This is a genomic window from Gallaecimonas mangrovi, from assembly GCF_003367375.1.
Lineage (GTDB): Bacteria > Pseudomonadota > Gammaproteobacteria > Enterobacterales > Gallaecimonadaceae > Gallaecimonas > Gallaecimonas mangrovi.
Window position 1 is genome coordinate 3,498,437 of sequence record NZ_CP031416.1, and the last position, 15,000, is coordinate 3,513,436.

Here is a 15,000-nt window from a genome sequence, read left to right on the forward strand (position 1 = left end):
TCCATGCTGGACAGGATCAAAGACAGTTTTACCGAAAGTATCCAAACCAAAATCGTTGCCAGTGAAGCCTTACCAGACAATATCGTCCAAGGCGCAATGATGCTGGTTAACTGCCTGCTCTCAGGTAATAAAATTCTGGCTTGTGGCAACGGCGGCAGCGCTTTACAAGCCCAGCATTTCGTTAACTTGCTGATCCATCGCTTCGAAACCGAAAGGCCCAGTTTACCGGCGCTGGTTTTAGGTAATACCGCTGGCATGTTAACGGCGGTGAGCAACGACGACAGTTTCGCTGAGGTATTTAGCAAGGAAGTGAGGGCCTTGGGCCAGGCAGGAGATGTGCTGCTCGTCATCTCTACGTCAGGCAATTCCCGTAACCTCATTAAGACCATGGAAGCGGCCTTGTCCAGAGACATGACCATTCTCGCCCTTACCGGTATGGACGGTGGCGAAATGGCGGGCCTGTTAGGACCAGGAGATGTGGAAGTTCGCGTGCCAGGCTACCGGCCAGCCAGAACCCACGAAGTACATCTGTTGGTATTACATGCCTTATGTGATGCCATCGATTCCACCCTTTTTAGCCAGGAAGACTGAGCATGAAAGCAACAATCAAAATCGCCAGCCTAATGGCCGCCCTTCTTATGCTGCAGGGCTGTGTCGCAGCTGTTGTTGCCGGCGCTGCCGGTACTGCCGTGGTGGCGAATGATAGGCGTACCTTAGGCGCTTATATTGACGACCAAAGTATTGAACTGAAGATCACCGGCTTTATCAGCAGTGATGAAGAGCTGCGAACCAAAACCCATATCAGCGCCGTGTCGGTGAACGGCAATGTGCTGCTGGTAGGCCAAGCCCCAAGCGAAGAAATGCGCGACAAGGTGGTTGATGCCGCCCAGAAAGTGCCTGGTGTACAGAAGATAAACAACCAGATTCGCCTGATGAACCCCACCAGCCTTTCAACCCGTACCCACGACAGCTGGCTGACCTCGGTTATCAAAGGCAAACTGCTGACCTCGGACGTTGATTCTTCGGCCATCAAAGTCACCACCGAGAATTCGGAGGTGTTTTTAATGGGTTTGGTGAGCCATAAAGAAGGCAATGAAGCGGCAGAAGTGGCCCGCAACGTCGCCGGCGTAACCCGGGTGATAAAAGTCTTTCAGTACGAATAAACCAATAAAAAAACCGGCCTAGGCCGGTTTTTTTATTTCACCACTTTCAGGAAAGGTGCCTTGCGGCCACCGCCTGGTTTCGGTGGTTCCGGATCGTCATCCGGGCCTTCACCTTCCAAAGCGATTTTCCCTTCCCGAAGCGCCTCATAATAAGGCTCATCTTCAAAGACGGTACCGGCGCCGTTTTCACGGGCATAAATAGCAACCAAGGCTGCCATGGGTGCCACAATGCGCCGAGGCACACCGCCAAAACGGGCACTAAAGACAACGTCTTCACTGCCCAGTGCCAGGTTACCTACGGCACTTGGGCCAATGTTCAGCACAATCTGCCCGTCCCGAACATGCTCCTGAGGCACTTCTACACCGTCCTGGGTTGCATCAACAACCAGGTGCGGAGTGAGGTCATTTTCCAACAGCCACTCATAAAAGGCGCGCAGTAAATGCGGCCGGTGGGGTGTTAGTAGGCGCTCAGGCGCCATGACTCATCTCCCGCTCGGCGTCAGACAGGGAAGCCTGGAATGATTCGCGCTCAAAGATACGTGCCATATAGGTACGGATCTCTTTGGAACCACGGCCACTGATCTCGATGCCAAGGTGGTTTAAACGCCACAGCAATGGCGCTAAAACGCAGTCAACCAAACCAAATTCCTCACTCATAAAGTAAGGGGTGTCGGCAAACAGCGGTGCCAAGGCCAGCAAACCTTCGCGCAGTTCTTGACGCGCTTCGCTAACTTTTTCGCCCTTCTCAATGCGTTCGGCCAGCACATACCAGTCACGCTGAATGCGGTACATGGTTTGGCGAGCATTACCACGCATAACGGGGTAAACAGGCATCAGAGGCGGGTGAGGGAAACGCTCGTCTAAGTACTCGTTGATGATATCAGCGCGGTACAGGGTAACCTCGCGGTCAACCAAAGTGGGCACGCTGACATAGGGATTCAGCTCGACCAAATCTTCAGGTGGGTTGCTCAGTTCCACTTCAACGATATCGTATGTCACACCTTTTTCGGCCAGTACAATACGGACCTGGTGGCTGTACATATCAGAACCGCCACAAAAAAGTGTCATCACAGAGCGTTTGTTGGCTGCCAAAGCCATCTTAAGCCTCCAGAAAAAAACGCAAAAACAACAACGGAGGCCAGCGCCCCCATTTGCTGCGATAAGTCTTTAGTGGACGTCACGCCAAAATTCTCTTTTCAAGAGATAGGCGCAGCCAAAGAAGATGGCCAGGAAAACCAGTACCTTCCAACCAAGGCTTTGAGCCTTAAGGCGTGTCGGTTCCCCGGCGTAAACGAGGAAGTTGACCAAATCCAGCACGGCCTTGTTGTATTCTTCTTCGTTCATTTCACCGGTGCCGTCGGTCTTTATACCGGCGTAAACCTGCTTTTCTTCGCCGTCCACCAGACGGGTTTCATAGGTTTTGCGTGGCATGCCCTGCAATGGTTGCAGAACATCCGGCATACCTACATCTTTAAACACCTCGTTGTTGACCCCCCAAGGACGAGAATCGTCCTCATAGAAAGACCGCAGAAAGGTGTAGATCCAATCCGCACCTCGTACACGGGCTACCAGAGTCAAATCTGGAGGTATTTTACCAAACCATGCCGCTGCTTGCTCGGCTGGCATTGCATTGTTCATATGATCGCCGATCTTAGCACCGGTGAAAATCAGATTTTTCACCATCAAGTCGGGCGGAATGCCCAGATCGTCAGCGGTGCGACTATAGCGTTGATACTGCATTTGGTGGCAACCAGCGCAGTAATTCATAAAAAGCTTAGCACCCCGCTGCAGTGAGGCTTGGTCTTGGAGGTTGTAATTCGCCTTATCAAGCTGCACCGCATCACTGGCGATAGCAAAACCGGAAAAAGCCGACAGAAATAGCGCCAACAGCAAGCTTTTCATCACTTACCCACCCTTTCAGGCAGCGGTTGGGTCCGCTCATTTTTGCTGTAAAGCCAAAGCAGCACGAAATAGCCAAAGTAGGTAAAAGCAAAGATGCGTGCCAACAAGGTGTATAGGTCACTGGCAGGTTGCGTACCCAGGTATAACAACACTAAAAATGACAGCGCAAACTGGCCCAAATTGAGACGATGCAGGGTGCTGCGATACCGAACTGAGCGCACCTTGCAGCGGTCTAGCCACGGCAGTAAGAACAAGCAACCGATAGACGCAAACATGAACACAATGCCCGCCAATTTGTTGGGGATCGCCCGCAAAATGGCGTAATAGGGCGCAAAATACCAAACCGGCGCGATATGTTCCGGGGTATTTAGCGGGTCTGCGGGCTGAAAGTTTGGCGCCTCCAAGAAAAAGCCACCGCCGGTAGGCATGAAAAACACCACATACGCAAAGATAAACAAAAATGCGGCCGCGCCCATGATGTCTTTAACGGTGTAGTAAGGATGAAAAGGAATGGCGTCCCGAGGCCAGCCGTTTTCATCTTTATGTTTTTTGATATCAATGCCGTCAGGATTATTAGAACCGACGTGATGCAGCGCAACGATATGAAGATACACCAGCACTAACAGCACCAACGGCAAACCAATTACATGCAGGGCAAAGAAGCGGTTAAGGGTAGCCCCGCTTATCACGTAGTCACCGCGCAGCCATAGGGTGATGTCGTCACCGACAAAAGGAATGGCGCCAAACAGTGAAATAATCACCTGCGCTCCCCAGTACGACATTTGCCCCCACGGCAGCAGGTAGCCCATAAAAGCCTCGGCCATCAGCGCCAGGAACAACAACATTCCTAGCAGCCAAACCAGCTCTCTTGGCTTTTGGTAGGAGCCATAAATAAGCCCGCGATACATGTGCAGATAAATAATGATGAAAAACGCTGAAGCGCCGGTTGAATGTAAATACTGCAGCAGCCAGCCGTAGCTCACGTCACGGCGGATATATTCAACCGACGCAAAAGCGCCTTCGGCGCTGGGGGTGTAGTACATGGTCAGCCAAAGACCGGTCACAATCTGGTTAGCAAGCACCAACATTGCCAGCGAACCAAAGAAATACCACAGGTTGAAATTTTTAGGGGTGGGATAGCGGCCAATATGCTTTTGCCAGGTTTGGCTAAGAGGAATACGTTCATCAAGCCAGTTAAGTAGCCGACTCATGATGCTTGCTCCTCTTTACTCACTCCTACCAGCAAGGTGTGCTCATCTTGGTAATAATGCGGCGGCACCACCAAATTTAAAGGCGCTGGCACATCTTTGAATACACGCCCGGCCATATCGAATTTAGAGCCATGACAGGGACAGAAAAAACCAAAATCGACGCCTTTGGCATGCTCGGCAAAATTACCATTGAGGTAAGTTGGCGAGCAGCCCAAATGGGTGCAGATACCAATAGCGACAAAGAGGTCAGGTTTAATAGAACGGGTCAGATTGTTGGCATAAGCCGGCTGCTGCGGCTCTTTTGAATCGGGGTCGCGAAGTCTGCCGTCGAGGCTGGGTAATTGTGCCAGCACCTTCTCGCTGCGCTTAACCAGCCACACCGGCTTACCCCGCCATTTTACCAGCAGTAATTGCCCGGTTTGCAGCTTGGAAATATCGACGGTAACGGGGGCACCGGCGACCCGCGCCTTAGCACTGGGGTTCCATGACGCCACAAAAGGCACCGCTGAAAAGCCTACGCCCACAGCTCCTACTACCGCCGTGGTCCATGTCAGAAAACGGCGACGCCCTTCATCGACAGGCGCATTGCTCATCCATTGTTCTCCCGTCCTGGAACCCACCACCGCTTGGCTATCTTCTGCGGCGTTACTGGCTCACAGTCCCCTTTTTATCGGTGTAGCTTTTATTGGTGTGGGTGACCTGGAAAAGCGTTGAAAGTCTCACCAGAATAAAAAGAACCCCTAGAAAAAACAAGGACAAGGAGCACAGTTCAGGGGAGTAACAGCCATAAAAAAGCCCGGCGTAAAGCCGGGCTTTTGCATCTTGCCGATGAGGCCAGATTAACGTTTGGAGAACTGAGGACGACGGCGTGCTTTACGCAGACCGACTTTCTTACGTTCAACCTTACGAGCGTCACGGGTAACGAAGCCTGCTTTACGCAGAGCCGGACGCAGAGACTCATCGTACTCCATCAGAGCGCGAGTGATGCCGTGGCGAATAGCGCCAGCTTGGCCAGAGATACCACCGCCAGAAACGGTGATGTGCAGGTCAAGCTTTTCGATCATCTCAACCAGCTCCAGCGGCTGACGAACTACCATGCGGGCAGTTTCGCGGCCGAAGTACTCTTCAAGAGTGCGCTTGTTGATGGTGATAGCACCAGTGCCTTGCTTGATGAAGACACGAGCAGTGGAGCTTTTGCGACGGCCAGTGCCGTAGTATTGATTGTCTGCCATTTCTTCAATTCCGTATTAGATGTCGAGGACCTGAGGTTGTTGTGCAGCGTGCTTGTGTTCAGCACCGGCATAAACCTTCAGCTTACGGAACATGGCGCGACCAAGGGGACCACGCGGAAGCATGCCTTTAACAGCAGCTTCAATGATCATTTCCGGCTTCTTGGCTTGCAGCTTTTCGAAGCTGATGGACTTCAGACCACCCGGAAAACCGGAGTGAGCATGATACATTTTGTCCTTGCTCTTGGCACCAGTCACAACCACTTTCTCAGCGTTGATAACAACGATGTAATCACCGGTGTCAACGTGAGGAGTGTATTCAGGCTTGTGCTTGCCGCGCAGACGCGTGGCAATTTCGGTGGCGATACGACCCAAGGTTTTTCCTTCGGCGTCAACCACATACCAGTCACGTTTTACGGTTTCTGGTTTAGCTACGAAAGTTTTCATCAAATCAACCCAAAATCAATTTGTTACATACCCGTGCGGGCTAGTTTAACGCCCGCACAATGTGCAAAAACCTACCAACGTATCCCTTCGAATACTGGTAAGTGACATATGCGCTGCCCCTGTTGGGCAGGTTGTAACGTGGGGCTGCGCGGATTATACGCATGTCTTTTGCCAAGATCACGCCCAAATTTCACTCATTTTACGGTTTATGGGGGCGAGCAAGGTATTCTTTGGACTGCATTTCCTGCAGGCGGGACAAACAGCGCTGAAATTCGAACTGCAAACGCTCACCGCCGTAGAGGCTAAACATGTCCACCTCGGCCAGCATAATGAGTTTAACGCCGCGTTCGTAGAACTCGTCCACCATAGCAATAAAACGCCTGGCTACGTCTTCTTGGTTGGCGCTCATCTGAAACACGTCACTGACCAAAACCGAATGGTAAAGACGTGCCAGCTCCATGTAGTCGGCTTGGCTACGGGGGCCGTCACACAGCACCTTAAAGTCTATTAGCAGCACACCGTCGGCTTCGGCAATAGCGTGAATGGGGCGGCCTTCAATTTCCAAGGTCACATCTTCACGGGTTGCTTCAGAGGTGAGCTGCGTAAAATAGTCACGCAGTTGGCTACGGCCTTCATCGTCGCAAGGGAAATGAAAGAGTCTGGCTTGCTCAAGGGTTCGTAGCCGGTAGTCAACGCCGGAATCCACATTAACCACATCGCAGTTTTCTTTAATTAAGGCAATGGCCGGTAAAAAACGGGCCCGCTGCAAGCCATTACGGTAAAGCTCGTCCGGCACAATATTGGAGGTAGCAACCAGCACAATGCCCCTGGCAAAGAGCGCTTCAAACAAGGTACCGAGCAACATGGCGTCGGTAATGTCAGACACAAAGAACTCATCAAAACAGATGATGTCGGTTTCCGAGGCGATTTTATCGGCCACCTTTTCCAAGGGGTCGACTTGGCCTTTGAATACTTTCAGTTCTTGATGCACCCGATGCATAAAGCGGTGAAAATGCGCGCGCATTTTGCGCTCGGTCGGCAAACACTCAAAAAAAGTGTCAACCAGGTACGTTTTTCCCCGGCCTACGCCGCCCCAGAAATAAAGCCCCTTGACTTGATTTTTGCTCTCGCTGGCACCACTAAGCTTTTGCCAGAGTTTCTTCAGGCCGGATGATTTATGCTGATCCCTAGCGCAGAAGTCATCAAACAGGCGCTGCAGGTGCTTCACCGCATTTTCCTGTGCCTTATCGTGTATGAATTCCGGGCGGCTCAAATCCGCCTGATAGCGCTGCCAGGGAGTCATTAATTCTGGTTCTCATCGGGTAAATTGAAGGCGGGCATGGTACCACGGCCCTTGGGTTGCAGGTATATTGTTCGCTATAGACAGCAGGACAGGAGTGACATCGTCCATGATTAATATCGCAATTGGTTTGGTAGTAGGTATCGTGATCGGCCTGCTGATCAGCAGGGTTCGTGGTACTACCCCAGTGGGCGAAGACAACCTGCGCCAGCAATTGGAGCAGGCGCAGCTGGACCTGGATCAGTATAAAGAAGAAGTAAAAGATTACTTCGAAGAAAGCACCGAAATGATGAAACAGCTGGCCAAAAACTATGACCGTTTGGCTCGTCACGTTAATACCGGCGCCGGCACCCTGCTTGGCCTGGACACCGAAGATTTGACCTTAAAATTGGCAGAAGACGAAACCGAGTCTGACGCTGATCCTGAGCTGTTGACCGAACCGCCTCGGGATTATTCTCAAGAGCGCCACGGCCTTTTGAAAAAATAAAATCTGGAACTTTTTAACATTTCCCAGAGTCTGTGATTGAGCCAAGACTGAAACAGCCTTTGTATTTTTAGGAGATTCAGTAACAATGAAGCCTTTCTCAATCCTTGTATCTGCAGTCCTTCTCGGTTCTGCTAGCCTTGTAAGTCTCCCGGCGACCGCTGCTTTACCAAACAGCGTAGCGGGAGAGGAAATGCCTAGCCTGGCCCCGATGCTGGAAAAAGTCACCCCAGCCGTGGTCAGTATCAACGTTGCCGGCACTCATATTTCCAAGCAACGTATCCCCGATGCTTTTCGTTTCTTCTTTGGCCCCAACATGCCATCAGAGCAAACCAGCAAACAGCCGTTTGAAGGTTTAGGCTCTGGCGTCATTATTGATGCGAAGAAAGGCTACATCGTGACCAACAACCATGTTGTCGATGAAGCTGACAAAATCGAAGTAACCTTAACCGACGGCCGTACCTTCAAAGCGAAGAAAATCGGTGTCGACAAAGATGTCGATATTGCCCTTTTGCAAATCGACGCCAAAGATCTTACCCAAATCCAACTGGGTGATTCTGACCAGTTACGCGTAGGCGATTTTGCCGTCGCTATTGGTAACCCTCTGGGTCTTGGCCAAACCGTTACCTCCGGTATTGTTTCAGCCCTGGGGCGCAGCGGTTTGCAAGTTGAAAAACTGGAAAACTTCATCCAAACCGACGCGGCGATTAACCGTGGTAACTCCGGTGGTGCCCTGGTCAACTTAAAAGGCCAACTGATCGGCATTAACACCGCCATTATCGGCCCTGACGGTGGCAACATCGGTATTGGCTTTGCTATCCCCGTTAATATGATGAAAAACCTGGTTCACCAGATCATCAAACACGGCAAAGTGAGCCACGGTTACTTAGGGATCATGGGCGGGCAGTTGACTAGCCAACTGGCACAAGCCATGGGTTATCACTCTAATCACGGTGCTTTTGTCTCCCAAGTTGAAGACGGTTCTGCCGCTGCTAAAGCGGGCATTAAAGCCGGTGACATCATTACCAGCCTGAATGGCAAACCTATTCAAACCTTCGGCGAGTTACGCGCGAAAGTCGGCACCTTAGGGGCCGGCACTGAAATCGAGCTTGGCATAGTGCGTGACGGCAAAGACAAAACCGTGAAGGTAAAACTGGAAGGCCGTAGTGCTGCCAAAGAAGCCAGTGGTGAAGCCATTCATCCTCGCCTTGACGGCGCCGAGTTTGAAAACGACGGTGGCAAGGTCAAGGTAGCAAAAGTAGCTCAAGGTTCCCCTGCCGATGCCATTGGCCTGGAAGAAGGTGATGTCATCGTCGCGGTTAACCGTCAGCGGGTGAAATCGGTTAAGGATCTTGAGAACGTGATGTCGAAAGACAAACAAGGCGTTCTGGCCCTTAACATCTTGCGTGGCCACACCAGCCTGTACTTGGTACTGCAGTAACACTGCACCAGTGTTTAGCAACGTAAAGGGGCCCTCGGGCCCCTTTTTGCTATGGCTGAAAACCTGCTATGCTCTGCCCTTCACTCACGGCAGGGCATTCATTAATGGCACGCCTTTTCAAAGACTTGGCCAAAGCCATTCTGTTGGGATTAATACTGGCAGCGGTTGCGCTTAGCCTGTTCCCGAGCCTGCGTAAAGGCGACCAAGAAAGCCAGGGGCTCTTTCGCAAGGAAGATAACTACCCCTCCATTATGTCTTTCTCTGCTGCCGTACGCCGCGCAGCGCCTGCTGTTGTTAATATCTATACCGTCAGTAACGTCGGTAGCCTCTCCGAGCAACGTGGCACCATCAAGGGCCTGGGCTCAGGCGTTATCATGAGCGCCAAAGGCTACATTCTCACTAACGTGCATGTTATTGCTGGCGCCGACCAAATTGTGGTTGCCCTGCAAGATGGCCGCATCTCTTATGCCGACCTCGTGGGGACCGACCCCCTGACCGATTTGGCCGTATTGCAGGTAGATTTAGACAACCTGCCGGTTATCCCGCAAGACTCTCACAACAAAACCCAGGTTGGCGACGTGGTGCTGGCCATTGGTAACCCTTACAACATTGGCCAAACCATTACCCAGGGCATTATTTCCGCCACCGGCCGCAGCGGCATGAGTTCAAGCGGGCTGCAGGACTTTTTACAGACCGATGCTGCCATTAACGCCGGTAACTCGGGGGGCGCCTTGGTCAATACCAATGGCGTGTTAGTGGGTATTAACACCGCTCTGCTGAATGTGTCGCGCCGCGTTGATGTGCCTGGAATTGGCTTTGCCATTCCCTACAATCTGGCTTCAAAAATCATGAAAGAGCTCATCGAAAACGGCCGGGTGATCCGCGGCTACTTCGGTGTGGACTACGCCCCGCCCAGAGTGCCTATCATGAGCCAGCCGCCACTGATCACCGCAGTTGACAGCAATTCGCCGGCAGCCAAGGGCGGCATAAAGGTAGGTGACCTTATCGTTGGTATTAATGGCCGCTCCATTCATAACGGCCTGGAAGCAAAAGACGTGGTGGCAGAAACCAAACCGGGCACCACGGTCGAAGTTACCGTGATGCGTCAGAAAAAGCAGCTCAACTTAAAAGTCACGGTAGGGGAACGGCCACCAGAGCCATCCTATTGAGGCAATAAAAAAGGCACCTTATGGTGCCTTTTTTATTATTTAACCCGGCGAATATGGCCGCCGAGCTTCGAGAACTTATCCTCGATACATTCATAACCACGGTCGATGTGGTAGATGCGGTCAACCAAGGTTTCGCCGCCAGCAACCAAACCGGCGATAACCAAGCTTGCCGAGGCGCGAAGGTCGGTTGCCATCACCTCGGCACCGGATAAGGTTTCAACCCCTTTGACCAGCGCGTTATTGCCGTCAAGGCTGATATCAGCGCCCATCCGGCTAAGCTCAGGCACATGCATAAAACGGTTTTCAAAGATGGTTTCTCTGATCCGCGCTGAACCTTCAGCCACCGAGTTGAGCACCGTAAACTGTGCCTGCATGTCGGTCGGAAAAGCAGGATACGGGGCGGTAGTAATATCCACCGCCTTGGGGCGCTGGCCCTTCATATCAAGCTTGATCCAGTCTTTACCGGTTTCGATATCAGCGCCAGCTTCTTCCAGCTTGGCGAGTACCGCTTCAAGCAGTTCAGGGTCGGTATCGGTACAGGTAACACTGCCACGAGTAACCGCTGCGGCCACCAGAAAAGTGCCGGTTTCAATACGGTCAGGCTGAACCCGATATTGCACGCCATTAAGACGCTCAACACCGTCAATCACCAGCTTGGAGGTACCAATACCTTGGATCTTGGCGCCCATGGCAACCAGGCAATTGGCCAGGTCGACCACTTCCGGCTCGCGGGCAGCGTTTTCAATGATGGTACGGCCATCGGCTAACACGGCTGCCATCATCAGGTTTTCAGTGCCGGTAACCGACACCATATCCATAAAGATGGGCGCGCCCTGTAAACGGCCACCGGGTACTTCGGCTTTGATGTAACCGTGTTCCACCACGATGTTGGCGCCCATGGCTTCAAGGCCGGTGATATGCAAATTAACCGGCCGTGCGCCAATGGCGCAGCCGCCAGGCAACGACACCTCACCTTTACCGAACTTGGCCACCAGTGGCCCCAACGCCAGAATAGAGGCACGCATGGTGCGCACCAATTCATAAGGCGCCACATGTTCGGTAACGGAACGTGGGTCGACCTGCACGGTCATGTTATCACCCAAGGTGATCCCGGCCCCCAAGCGCCCTAACAGGGCAATGGTGGTGGTGACATCATTGAGGTGCGGGATGTTCGTCAGGGTGACAACATCGTCGGCCAATAGCGTCGAAAACAGAATCGGCAGCGCCGCATTTTTGGCGCCGCTGATAGCAACCTCGCCAGACAGAGGCGTGCCGCCAGTGATAAGCAGTTTATCCATAGGGCGATTTCTTTACTGTCCTAGCATGAGCAGCTTTTTATCGCGTGCCCAATCGGCGGGAGTGTAGGTTTTGATGGAAACAGCATGCATGGCGTTAGAGGCAATTGCCTCCATCAACGGCCCATAGACCAGCTGTTGGCATTTCACTGACCGCAGGCCCTCAAAGCAGGCGCCTACGGCAATGATATTAAAGTGGCTGCCGTCGTCACTTTTAACGATCACTTCGTCAAGTGAGAGGCTGTCGCGCAGTAGTTGTTCAATTTCTTGATTGGTCATGCTTGCTCAATGGGCAGAATGGCATCCAGATCGCCCAATTGTGCCAGCTTTTTGAGTCGTTCAGAAGCCCCAACCACTTTGGTACCGGGATAACGTTCACATAGCGCCAGCAAAACTGCCAGGCCTGCTGTATCCACTTTATCCAAGCCAGAGACAGAAACCGTCTCCAGCCCAGACCAGCTACCCCGGCGCTGCCAGAGCGTCGGGGTAGTGTTGCGGTCCAAGGTGCCAGCCAGACTTAGAACCGGCTTTTGCCATTGGATATCAAGGCTCATTATTTGCTTCCGTCAGCCGATTTGTTGGTAATGCTTTCGTTGGCTTTTTCTTTCAGTGTTTCGATAACACTGTCGATGCCTTTTTGACGGATAAGGCCTTCAAGCTCAGCCTGTTTGGATGACAGCAAGCTAATGCCTTCTGCCACCATGTCGTAAACACCCCACTCACCGGTTTTGCTGTTCAGGCGCGCCTTGAAGATGATGCTGATATCTTGGCCACCGGGCTGAATGATACGGGCTTTCACCGAAGCAATGCGCTGCGGGCGGCCATTGTCATCCAGGCTGTCACGTTCAAAAGCCACTTTTTGGTCTTTGTACTGGGTAAAGGCCTGGGCGTAAGTGGTCACCAGGTAGTTTTTAAAGGCTTCAACAAAGCGGTTACGCTGGTCAGCGGTGGTTTTTGGCAAGTTACGGCCAATCACTTTGTAAGAGGCGTAACGGTAATCGACATAGGGCAGCAAATCTTTGCGCACGATGTCTTTCAAAATATTCGGGTTTTTCTGGATTTGCGGCTGCTGGGCCTTGAGGTCGTCAAAGGCCAATTGCGCGGCTTTTTCCACCATGACATAAGGATCTTTGCGGTTCACTGCCTGCTCATCGGCAGCATGGGCCAATGAGCTCAGGCCCATTACCATTACCGCAGCAGCTACGACTTGTTTAAACATGGAAAACTCCTTACTCATCATGTGATTTGCCAAACAGGAATTGGCCAATCAATTCTTCAAGCACCAAGGCAGACTTGGTGTCTTCAATGTAATCACCGTCTTTTAGCATCGATACACTATCATCCTTAAAGCCAGGATGAAGGCCAATGTATTGTTCGCCTAAAAGACCGGAGGTGAGGATAGACGCCGAGCTGGTTTCCGGAAATTTGTTCTGGTACTCAGCATCAATGTCCATTTTGACAACGGCGGTAAAGTCAGAGTGGTCTAGCTTAATGCTTTCCACCCGGCCAACCACAACGCCACCCACCTTCACCGGTGAGCGCACTTTAAGGCCGCCGACGTTGTCGAATTTTGCGAAAAGGGTGTAGGTTTTTCCGTCACCGGCCAAGCCGCCATTGGCAACTTTCAGCGCCAGCACCAACATGGCAGCAATTCCAATCAGAATGAAAAAGCCTACCAACAATTCAATTTTGCGACTGTTTTGCATAATTAGTTTCCAAACATCAGTGCTGTCAGAATGAAGTCAAGGCCCAGTATCGCCAGTGATGAATGCACCACTGTCTGGGTTGTCGCCTTGCTGATCCCTTCTGAATTCGGCATGGCGTTATAACCGTTAAATACTGCGATCCAAGTGGCTACCAGGGCAAACACCAAGCTTTTGATAAAGCCGTTGAGGATGTCATCAATGAAATCCACAGAGGAATGCATCACTGACCAATAGGTGCCGTTATCCAGCCCCAGCCAGTTAACCCCGACGATTTTTCCGCCCCAAATACCAATCAGGCAGAAAATGGCAGAGAGCAGTGGCATGGCAATCACACCGGCCCAAAAACGTGGTGCTATAACCCGCTTAAGGGGATCGACGGCCATCATTTCCATGCTCGATAGCTGTTCGGTGGCTTTCATCAAACCAATTTCGGCGGTCAGCGCCGAGCCGGCACGCCCCGCAAACAGCAGCCCCGTCACCACCGGCCCCAGCTCACGCAGAATACTCAGCGCAACCATTGGCCCAAGAGACGCTTCGGCACCGTAGTTTTGTAAAATGGTGTATCCCTGCAACCCCAGCACCATGCCGATAAAAAGGCCGGAAACCAGGATAATCAACAGCGATTGCACACCCACGACATAAAGCTGTTTGACCAGCAAACGCAAGCTGCGCAGCCTCGGCCAGCAAGAGACCGCTGACAGTATCATCAGCAGTGCTCGGCCCATGCCCGAGGTAAAGGCCAGCCCGGTTCGCCCCAGGTTGGCAATAGCATCAAACATCGACGGCCTCTCCTTTTAGGTCCTGGCGATAATCAGGCGCAGGATAATGGAAACGCACAGGACCGTCAGGTTCGCCATTGAGGAATTGCTTAAGCTGGTCAGACGGATTTTCTTTCAGTTCTGCAGGGGTGCCGTGGCCTATGACCTTTTTGTCAGCAACAACATAGACGTAATCGGCAATAGAAAGCACTTCTTCGACGTCGTGAGAAACCACCACCGACGTTAGCCCCAGGGCATCGTTTAAACGGCGAATCAAGTTGACGATAACCCCCATGGAAATAGGGTCTTGGCCAGCAAAGGGTTCGTCATACATGATCATGTCGGGGTCAAGCGCAATGGCCCTTGCCAGCGCTGCGCGCCGGGCCATGCCCCCAGACAATTCGCTTGGCATCAAACCATGGGCACCGCGCAAACCGACGGCCTCAAGCTTCATCAACACCACTTTGCGGATAAGGGCTTCAGGCAAGTTGGTATGTTCACGCAGCGGAAATGCAACGTTATCGAACACCGTCATGTCGGTGAACATCGCGCCGCTTTGAAACAGCATGCTCATCCGTTTACGGGTTTGAAATAACTGCTTTCGTGACAACAAAGGAATATCTTCGCCGTCAAAAAGAATTTGGCCGCTGTCGGGCCTTAACTGACCACCAATCAAGCGCAGCAGTGTGGTTTTACCGATACCACTGGGCCCCATAATGGCAGTGACTTTGCCTACCGGGATAGTCAAACTGATATCGTCATAGATGATCCGATCACCTCGACGAAAGGTCATGTTTTTGATATCCACTAACGGGCGTTCAACACTCATCAGCATTGTCCTGATCTTATTGGCGCGGGCATTGTAGCAAGGGGTGAGGAAGGCAAAGCAATGCCA

At 52.0% G+C, this 15,000-nt stretch carries 20 protein-coding genes; 5 read left to right on the forward strand and 15 right to left on the reverse strand.

What is annotated here, in order from left to right:
- Window positions 1-3: 3 nt before the first annotated feature.
- Complete coding sequence (locus DW350_RS16585) at window positions 4-591, forward strand: D-sedoheptulose-7-phosphate isomerase (RefSeq protein ID WP_115720003.1); 588 nt, start codon at window positions 4-6, stop codon at window positions 589-591.
- A 2-nt stretch (window positions 592-593) separates the two neighbouring features.
- On the forward strand, window positions 594-1,163 hold the full coding sequence (gene dolP / locus DW350_RS16590) for a division/outer membrane stress-associated lipid-binding lipoprotein (protein WP_115720004.1): 570 nt from the start codon (window positions 594-596) through the stop codon (window positions 1,161-1,163).
- A gap of 32 nt (window positions 1,164-1,195) precedes the next feature.
- Here the strand turns inward: dolP and DW350_RS16595 are convergent, their stop codons facing one another.
- From DW350_RS16595 to zapE, 8 genes are all read right to left on the reverse strand, one after another.
- Window positions 1,196-1,642 (reverse strand): ClpXP protease specificity-enhancing factor, encoded by a 447-nt coding sequence (locus tag DW350_RS16595; protein WP_115720005.1) that lies wholly within the window; start codon window positions 1,640-1,642, stop codon window positions 1,196-1,198.
- Entirely contained in the window at window positions 1,632-2,261 is a 630-nt protein-coding gene (sspA, locus tag DW350_RS16600; protein ID WP_115720006.1) for a stringent starvation protein SspA, read from the reverse strand. The genes DW350_RS16595 and sspA overlap by 11 nt, the downstream gene beginning before the upstream one ends.
- A gap of 69 nt (window positions 2,262-2,330) precedes the next feature.
- A complete protein-coding gene (locus tag DW350_RS16605; RefSeq protein ID WP_115720007.1) occupies window positions 2,331-3,065 on the reverse strand; it encodes a cytochrome c1 in 735 nt (244 codons plus the stop codon).
- Window positions 3,065-4,276 (reverse strand): cytochrome b, encoded by a 1,212-nt coding sequence (locus DW350_RS16610; RefSeq protein ID WP_336406955.1) that lies wholly within the window; start codon window positions 4,274-4,276, stop codon window positions 3,065-3,067. The genes DW350_RS16605 and DW350_RS16610 overlap by 1 nt, the downstream gene beginning before the upstream one ends.
- Window positions 4,273-4,869 (reverse strand): ubiquinol-cytochrome c reductase iron-sulfur subunit, encoded by a 597-nt coding sequence (petA, locus tag DW350_RS16615; protein WP_115720009.1) that lies wholly within the window; start codon window positions 4,867-4,869, stop codon window positions 4,273-4,275. Before petA ends, DW350_RS16610 begins: the two co-directional genes overlap by 4 nt.
- A gap of 246 nt (window positions 4,870-5,115) precedes the next feature.
- Window positions 5,116-5,508 (reverse strand): 30S ribosomal protein S9, encoded by a 393-nt coding sequence (rpsI, locus tag DW350_RS16620; protein ID WP_115720010.1) that lies wholly within the window; start codon window positions 5,506-5,508, stop codon window positions 5,116-5,118.
- 15 nt (window positions 5,509-5,523) lie between these two features.
- Entirely contained in the window at window positions 5,524-5,952 is a 429-nt protein-coding gene (gene rplM / locus DW350_RS16625; RefSeq protein WP_115720011.1) for a 50S ribosomal protein L13, read from the reverse strand.
- Window positions 5,953-6,151: 199 nt separating this feature from the next.
- Window positions 6,152-7,255, reverse strand: coding sequence for a cell division protein ZapE (zapE, locus tag DW350_RS16630; protein WP_115720012.1), 1,104 nt, complete (start codon window positions 7,253-7,255; stop codon window positions 6,152-6,154).
- A gap of 106 nt (window positions 7,256-7,361) precedes the next feature.
- Between zapE and DW350_RS16635 the strand changes: the two genes are divergently transcribed.
- The 3 genes from DW350_RS16635 (at window position 7,362) to degS (ending at window position 10,346) form a co-directional block, all read left to right on the forward strand.
- Window positions 7,362-7,739 (forward strand): Z-ring associated ZapG family protein, encoded by a 378-nt coding sequence (locus DW350_RS16635; RefSeq protein WP_115720013.1) that lies wholly within the window; start codon window positions 7,362-7,364, stop codon window positions 7,737-7,739.
- A gap of 85 nt (window positions 7,740-7,824) precedes the next feature.
- Window positions 7,825-9,177, forward strand: a complete 1,353-nt coding sequence (locus DW350_RS16640; protein WP_115720014.1) for a Do family serine endopeptidase — start codon at window positions 7,825-7,827, stop codon at window positions 9,175-9,177.
- 104 nt (window positions 9,178-9,281) lie between these two features.
- On the forward strand, window positions 9,282-10,346 hold the full coding sequence (gene degS / locus DW350_RS16645; RefSeq protein ID WP_115720015.1) for an outer membrane-stress sensor serine endopeptidase DegS: 1,065 nt from the start codon (window positions 9,282-9,284) through the stop codon (window positions 10,344-10,346).
- Window positions 10,347-10,381: 35 nt separating this feature from the next.
- Here degS and murA read toward each other — a convergent pair whose 3' ends face one another.
- From murA to mlaF, 7 genes are read right to left on the reverse strand one after another with little or no spacing between them, the layout of a single operon-like run.
- Entirely contained in the window at window positions 10,382-11,644 is a 1,263-nt protein-coding gene (murA, locus tag DW350_RS16650; RefSeq protein WP_115720016.1) for a UDP-N-acetylglucosamine 1-carboxyvinyltransferase, read from the reverse strand.
- Between the two features lie 12 nt (window positions 11,645-11,656).
- Window positions 11,657-11,920 carry a BolA family protein gene (locus tag DW350_RS16655; RefSeq protein WP_115720017.1) on the reverse strand — a complete coding sequence of 88 codons (264 nt, stop codon included), beginning with the start codon at window positions 11,918-11,920 and terminating at the stop codon, window positions 11,657-11,659.
- Window positions 11,917-12,195 (reverse strand): STAS domain-containing protein, encoded by a 279-nt coding sequence (locus tag DW350_RS16660; protein ID WP_115720018.1) that lies wholly within the window; start codon window positions 12,193-12,195, stop codon window positions 11,917-11,919. The genes DW350_RS16655 and DW350_RS16660 overlap by 4 nt, the downstream gene beginning before the upstream one ends.
- A complete protein-coding gene (locus DW350_RS16665) occupies window positions 12,195-12,860 on the reverse strand; it encodes an MlaC/ttg2D family ABC transporter substrate-binding protein (protein ID WP_115720019.1) in 666 nt (221 codons plus the stop codon). Before DW350_RS16665 ends, DW350_RS16660 begins: the two co-directional genes overlap by 1 nt.
- A 10-nt stretch (window positions 12,861-12,870) precedes the next feature.
- Window positions 12,871-13,347, reverse strand: a complete 477-nt coding sequence (gene mlaD, locus DW350_RS16670) for an outer membrane lipid asymmetry maintenance protein MlaD (RefSeq protein WP_115720020.1) — start codon at window positions 13,345-13,347, stop codon at window positions 12,871-12,873.
- 2 nt (window positions 13,348-13,349) lie between these two features.
- A complete protein-coding gene (gene mlaE / locus DW350_RS16675) occupies window positions 13,350-14,126 on the reverse strand; it encodes a lipid asymmetry maintenance ABC transporter permease subunit MlaE (protein WP_115720021.1) in 777 nt (258 codons plus the stop codon).
- Window positions 14,119-14,934 carry a phospholipid ABC transporter ATP-binding protein MlaF gene (gene mlaF / locus DW350_RS16680; protein WP_115720022.1) on the reverse strand — a complete coding sequence of 272 codons (816 nt, stop codon included), beginning with the start codon at window positions 14,932-14,934 and terminating at the stop codon, window positions 14,119-14,121. Before mlaF ends, mlaE begins: the two co-directional genes overlap by 8 nt.
- Window positions 14,935-15,000: the final 66 nt, after the last annotated feature.

Coding starts and splice junctions, on each gene's coding strand:
- mlaD (WP_115720020.1), bottom strand. CDS start 13,347: ATGCAAAACAGTCGCAAAATTGAATTGTTGGTAGGCTTTTTCATTCTG.
- mlaF (WP_115720022.1), bottom strand. CDS start 14,934: ATGAGTGTTGAACGCCCGTTAGTGGATATCAAAAACATGACCTTTCGT.
- DW350_RS16595 (WP_115720005.1), bottom strand. CDS start 1,642: ATGGCGCCTGAGCGCCTACTAACACCCCACCGGCCGCATTTACTGCGC.
- zapE (WP_115720012.1), bottom strand. CDS start 7,255: ATGACTCCCTGGCAGCGCTATCAGGCGGATTTGAGCCGCCCGGAATTC.
- DW350_RS16655 (WP_115720017.1), bottom strand. CDS start 11,920: ATGACCAATCAAGAAATTGAACAACTACTGCGCGACAGCCTCTCACTT.
- DW350_RS16635 (WP_115720013.1), top strand. CDS start 7,362: ATGATTAATATCGCAATTGGTTTGGTAGTAGGTATCGTGATCGGCCTG.
- rplM (WP_115720011.1), bottom strand. CDS start 5,952: ATGAAAACTTTCGTAGCTAAACCAGAAACCGTAAAACGTGACTGGTAT.
- mlaE (WP_115720021.1), bottom strand. CDS start 14,126: ATGTTTGATGCTATTGCCAACCTGGGGCGAACCGGGCTGGCCTTTACC.
- dolP (WP_115720004.1), top strand. CDS start 594: ATGAAAGCAACAATCAAAATCGCCAGCCTAATGGCCGCCCTTCTTATG.
- DW350_RS16665 (WP_115720019.1), bottom strand. CDS start 12,860: ATGTTTAAACAAGTCGTAGCTGCTGCGGTAATGGTAATGGGCCTGAGC.
- DW350_RS16585 (WP_115720003.1), top strand. CDS start 4: ATGCTGGACAGGATCAAAGACAGTTTTACCGAAAGTATCCAAACCAAA.
- DW350_RS16610 (WP_336406955.1), bottom strand. CDS start 4,276: ATGAGTCGGCTACTTAACTGGCTTGATGAACGTATTCCTCTTAGCCAA.
- rpsI (WP_115720010.1), bottom strand. CDS start 5,508: ATGGCAGACAATCAATACTACGGCACTGGCCGTCGCAAAAGCTCCACT.
- DW350_RS16660 (WP_115720018.1), bottom strand. CDS start 12,195: ATGAGCCTTGATATCCAATGGCAAAAGCCGGTTCTAAGTCTGGCTGGC.
- petA (WP_115720009.1), bottom strand. CDS start 4,869: ATGAGCAATGCGCCTGTCGATGAAGGGCGTCGCCGTTTTCTGACATGG.
- DW350_RS16640 (WP_115720014.1), top strand. CDS start 7,825: ATGAAGCCTTTCTCAATCCTTGTATCTGCAGTCCTTCTCGGTTCTGCT.
- murA (WP_115720016.1), bottom strand. CDS start 11,644: ATGGATAAACTGCTTATCACTGGCGGCACGCCTCTGTCTGGCGAGGTT.
- degS (WP_115720015.1), top strand. CDS start 9,282: ATGGCACGCCTTTTCAAAGACTTGGCCAAAGCCATTCTGTTGGGATTA.
- sspA (WP_115720006.1), bottom strand. CDS start 2,261: ATGGCTTTGGCAGCCAACAAACGCTCTGTGATGACACTTTTTTGTGGC.
- DW350_RS16605 (WP_115720007.1), bottom strand. CDS start 3,065: ATGAAAAGCTTGCTGTTGGCGCTATTTCTGTCGGCTTTTTCCGGTTTT.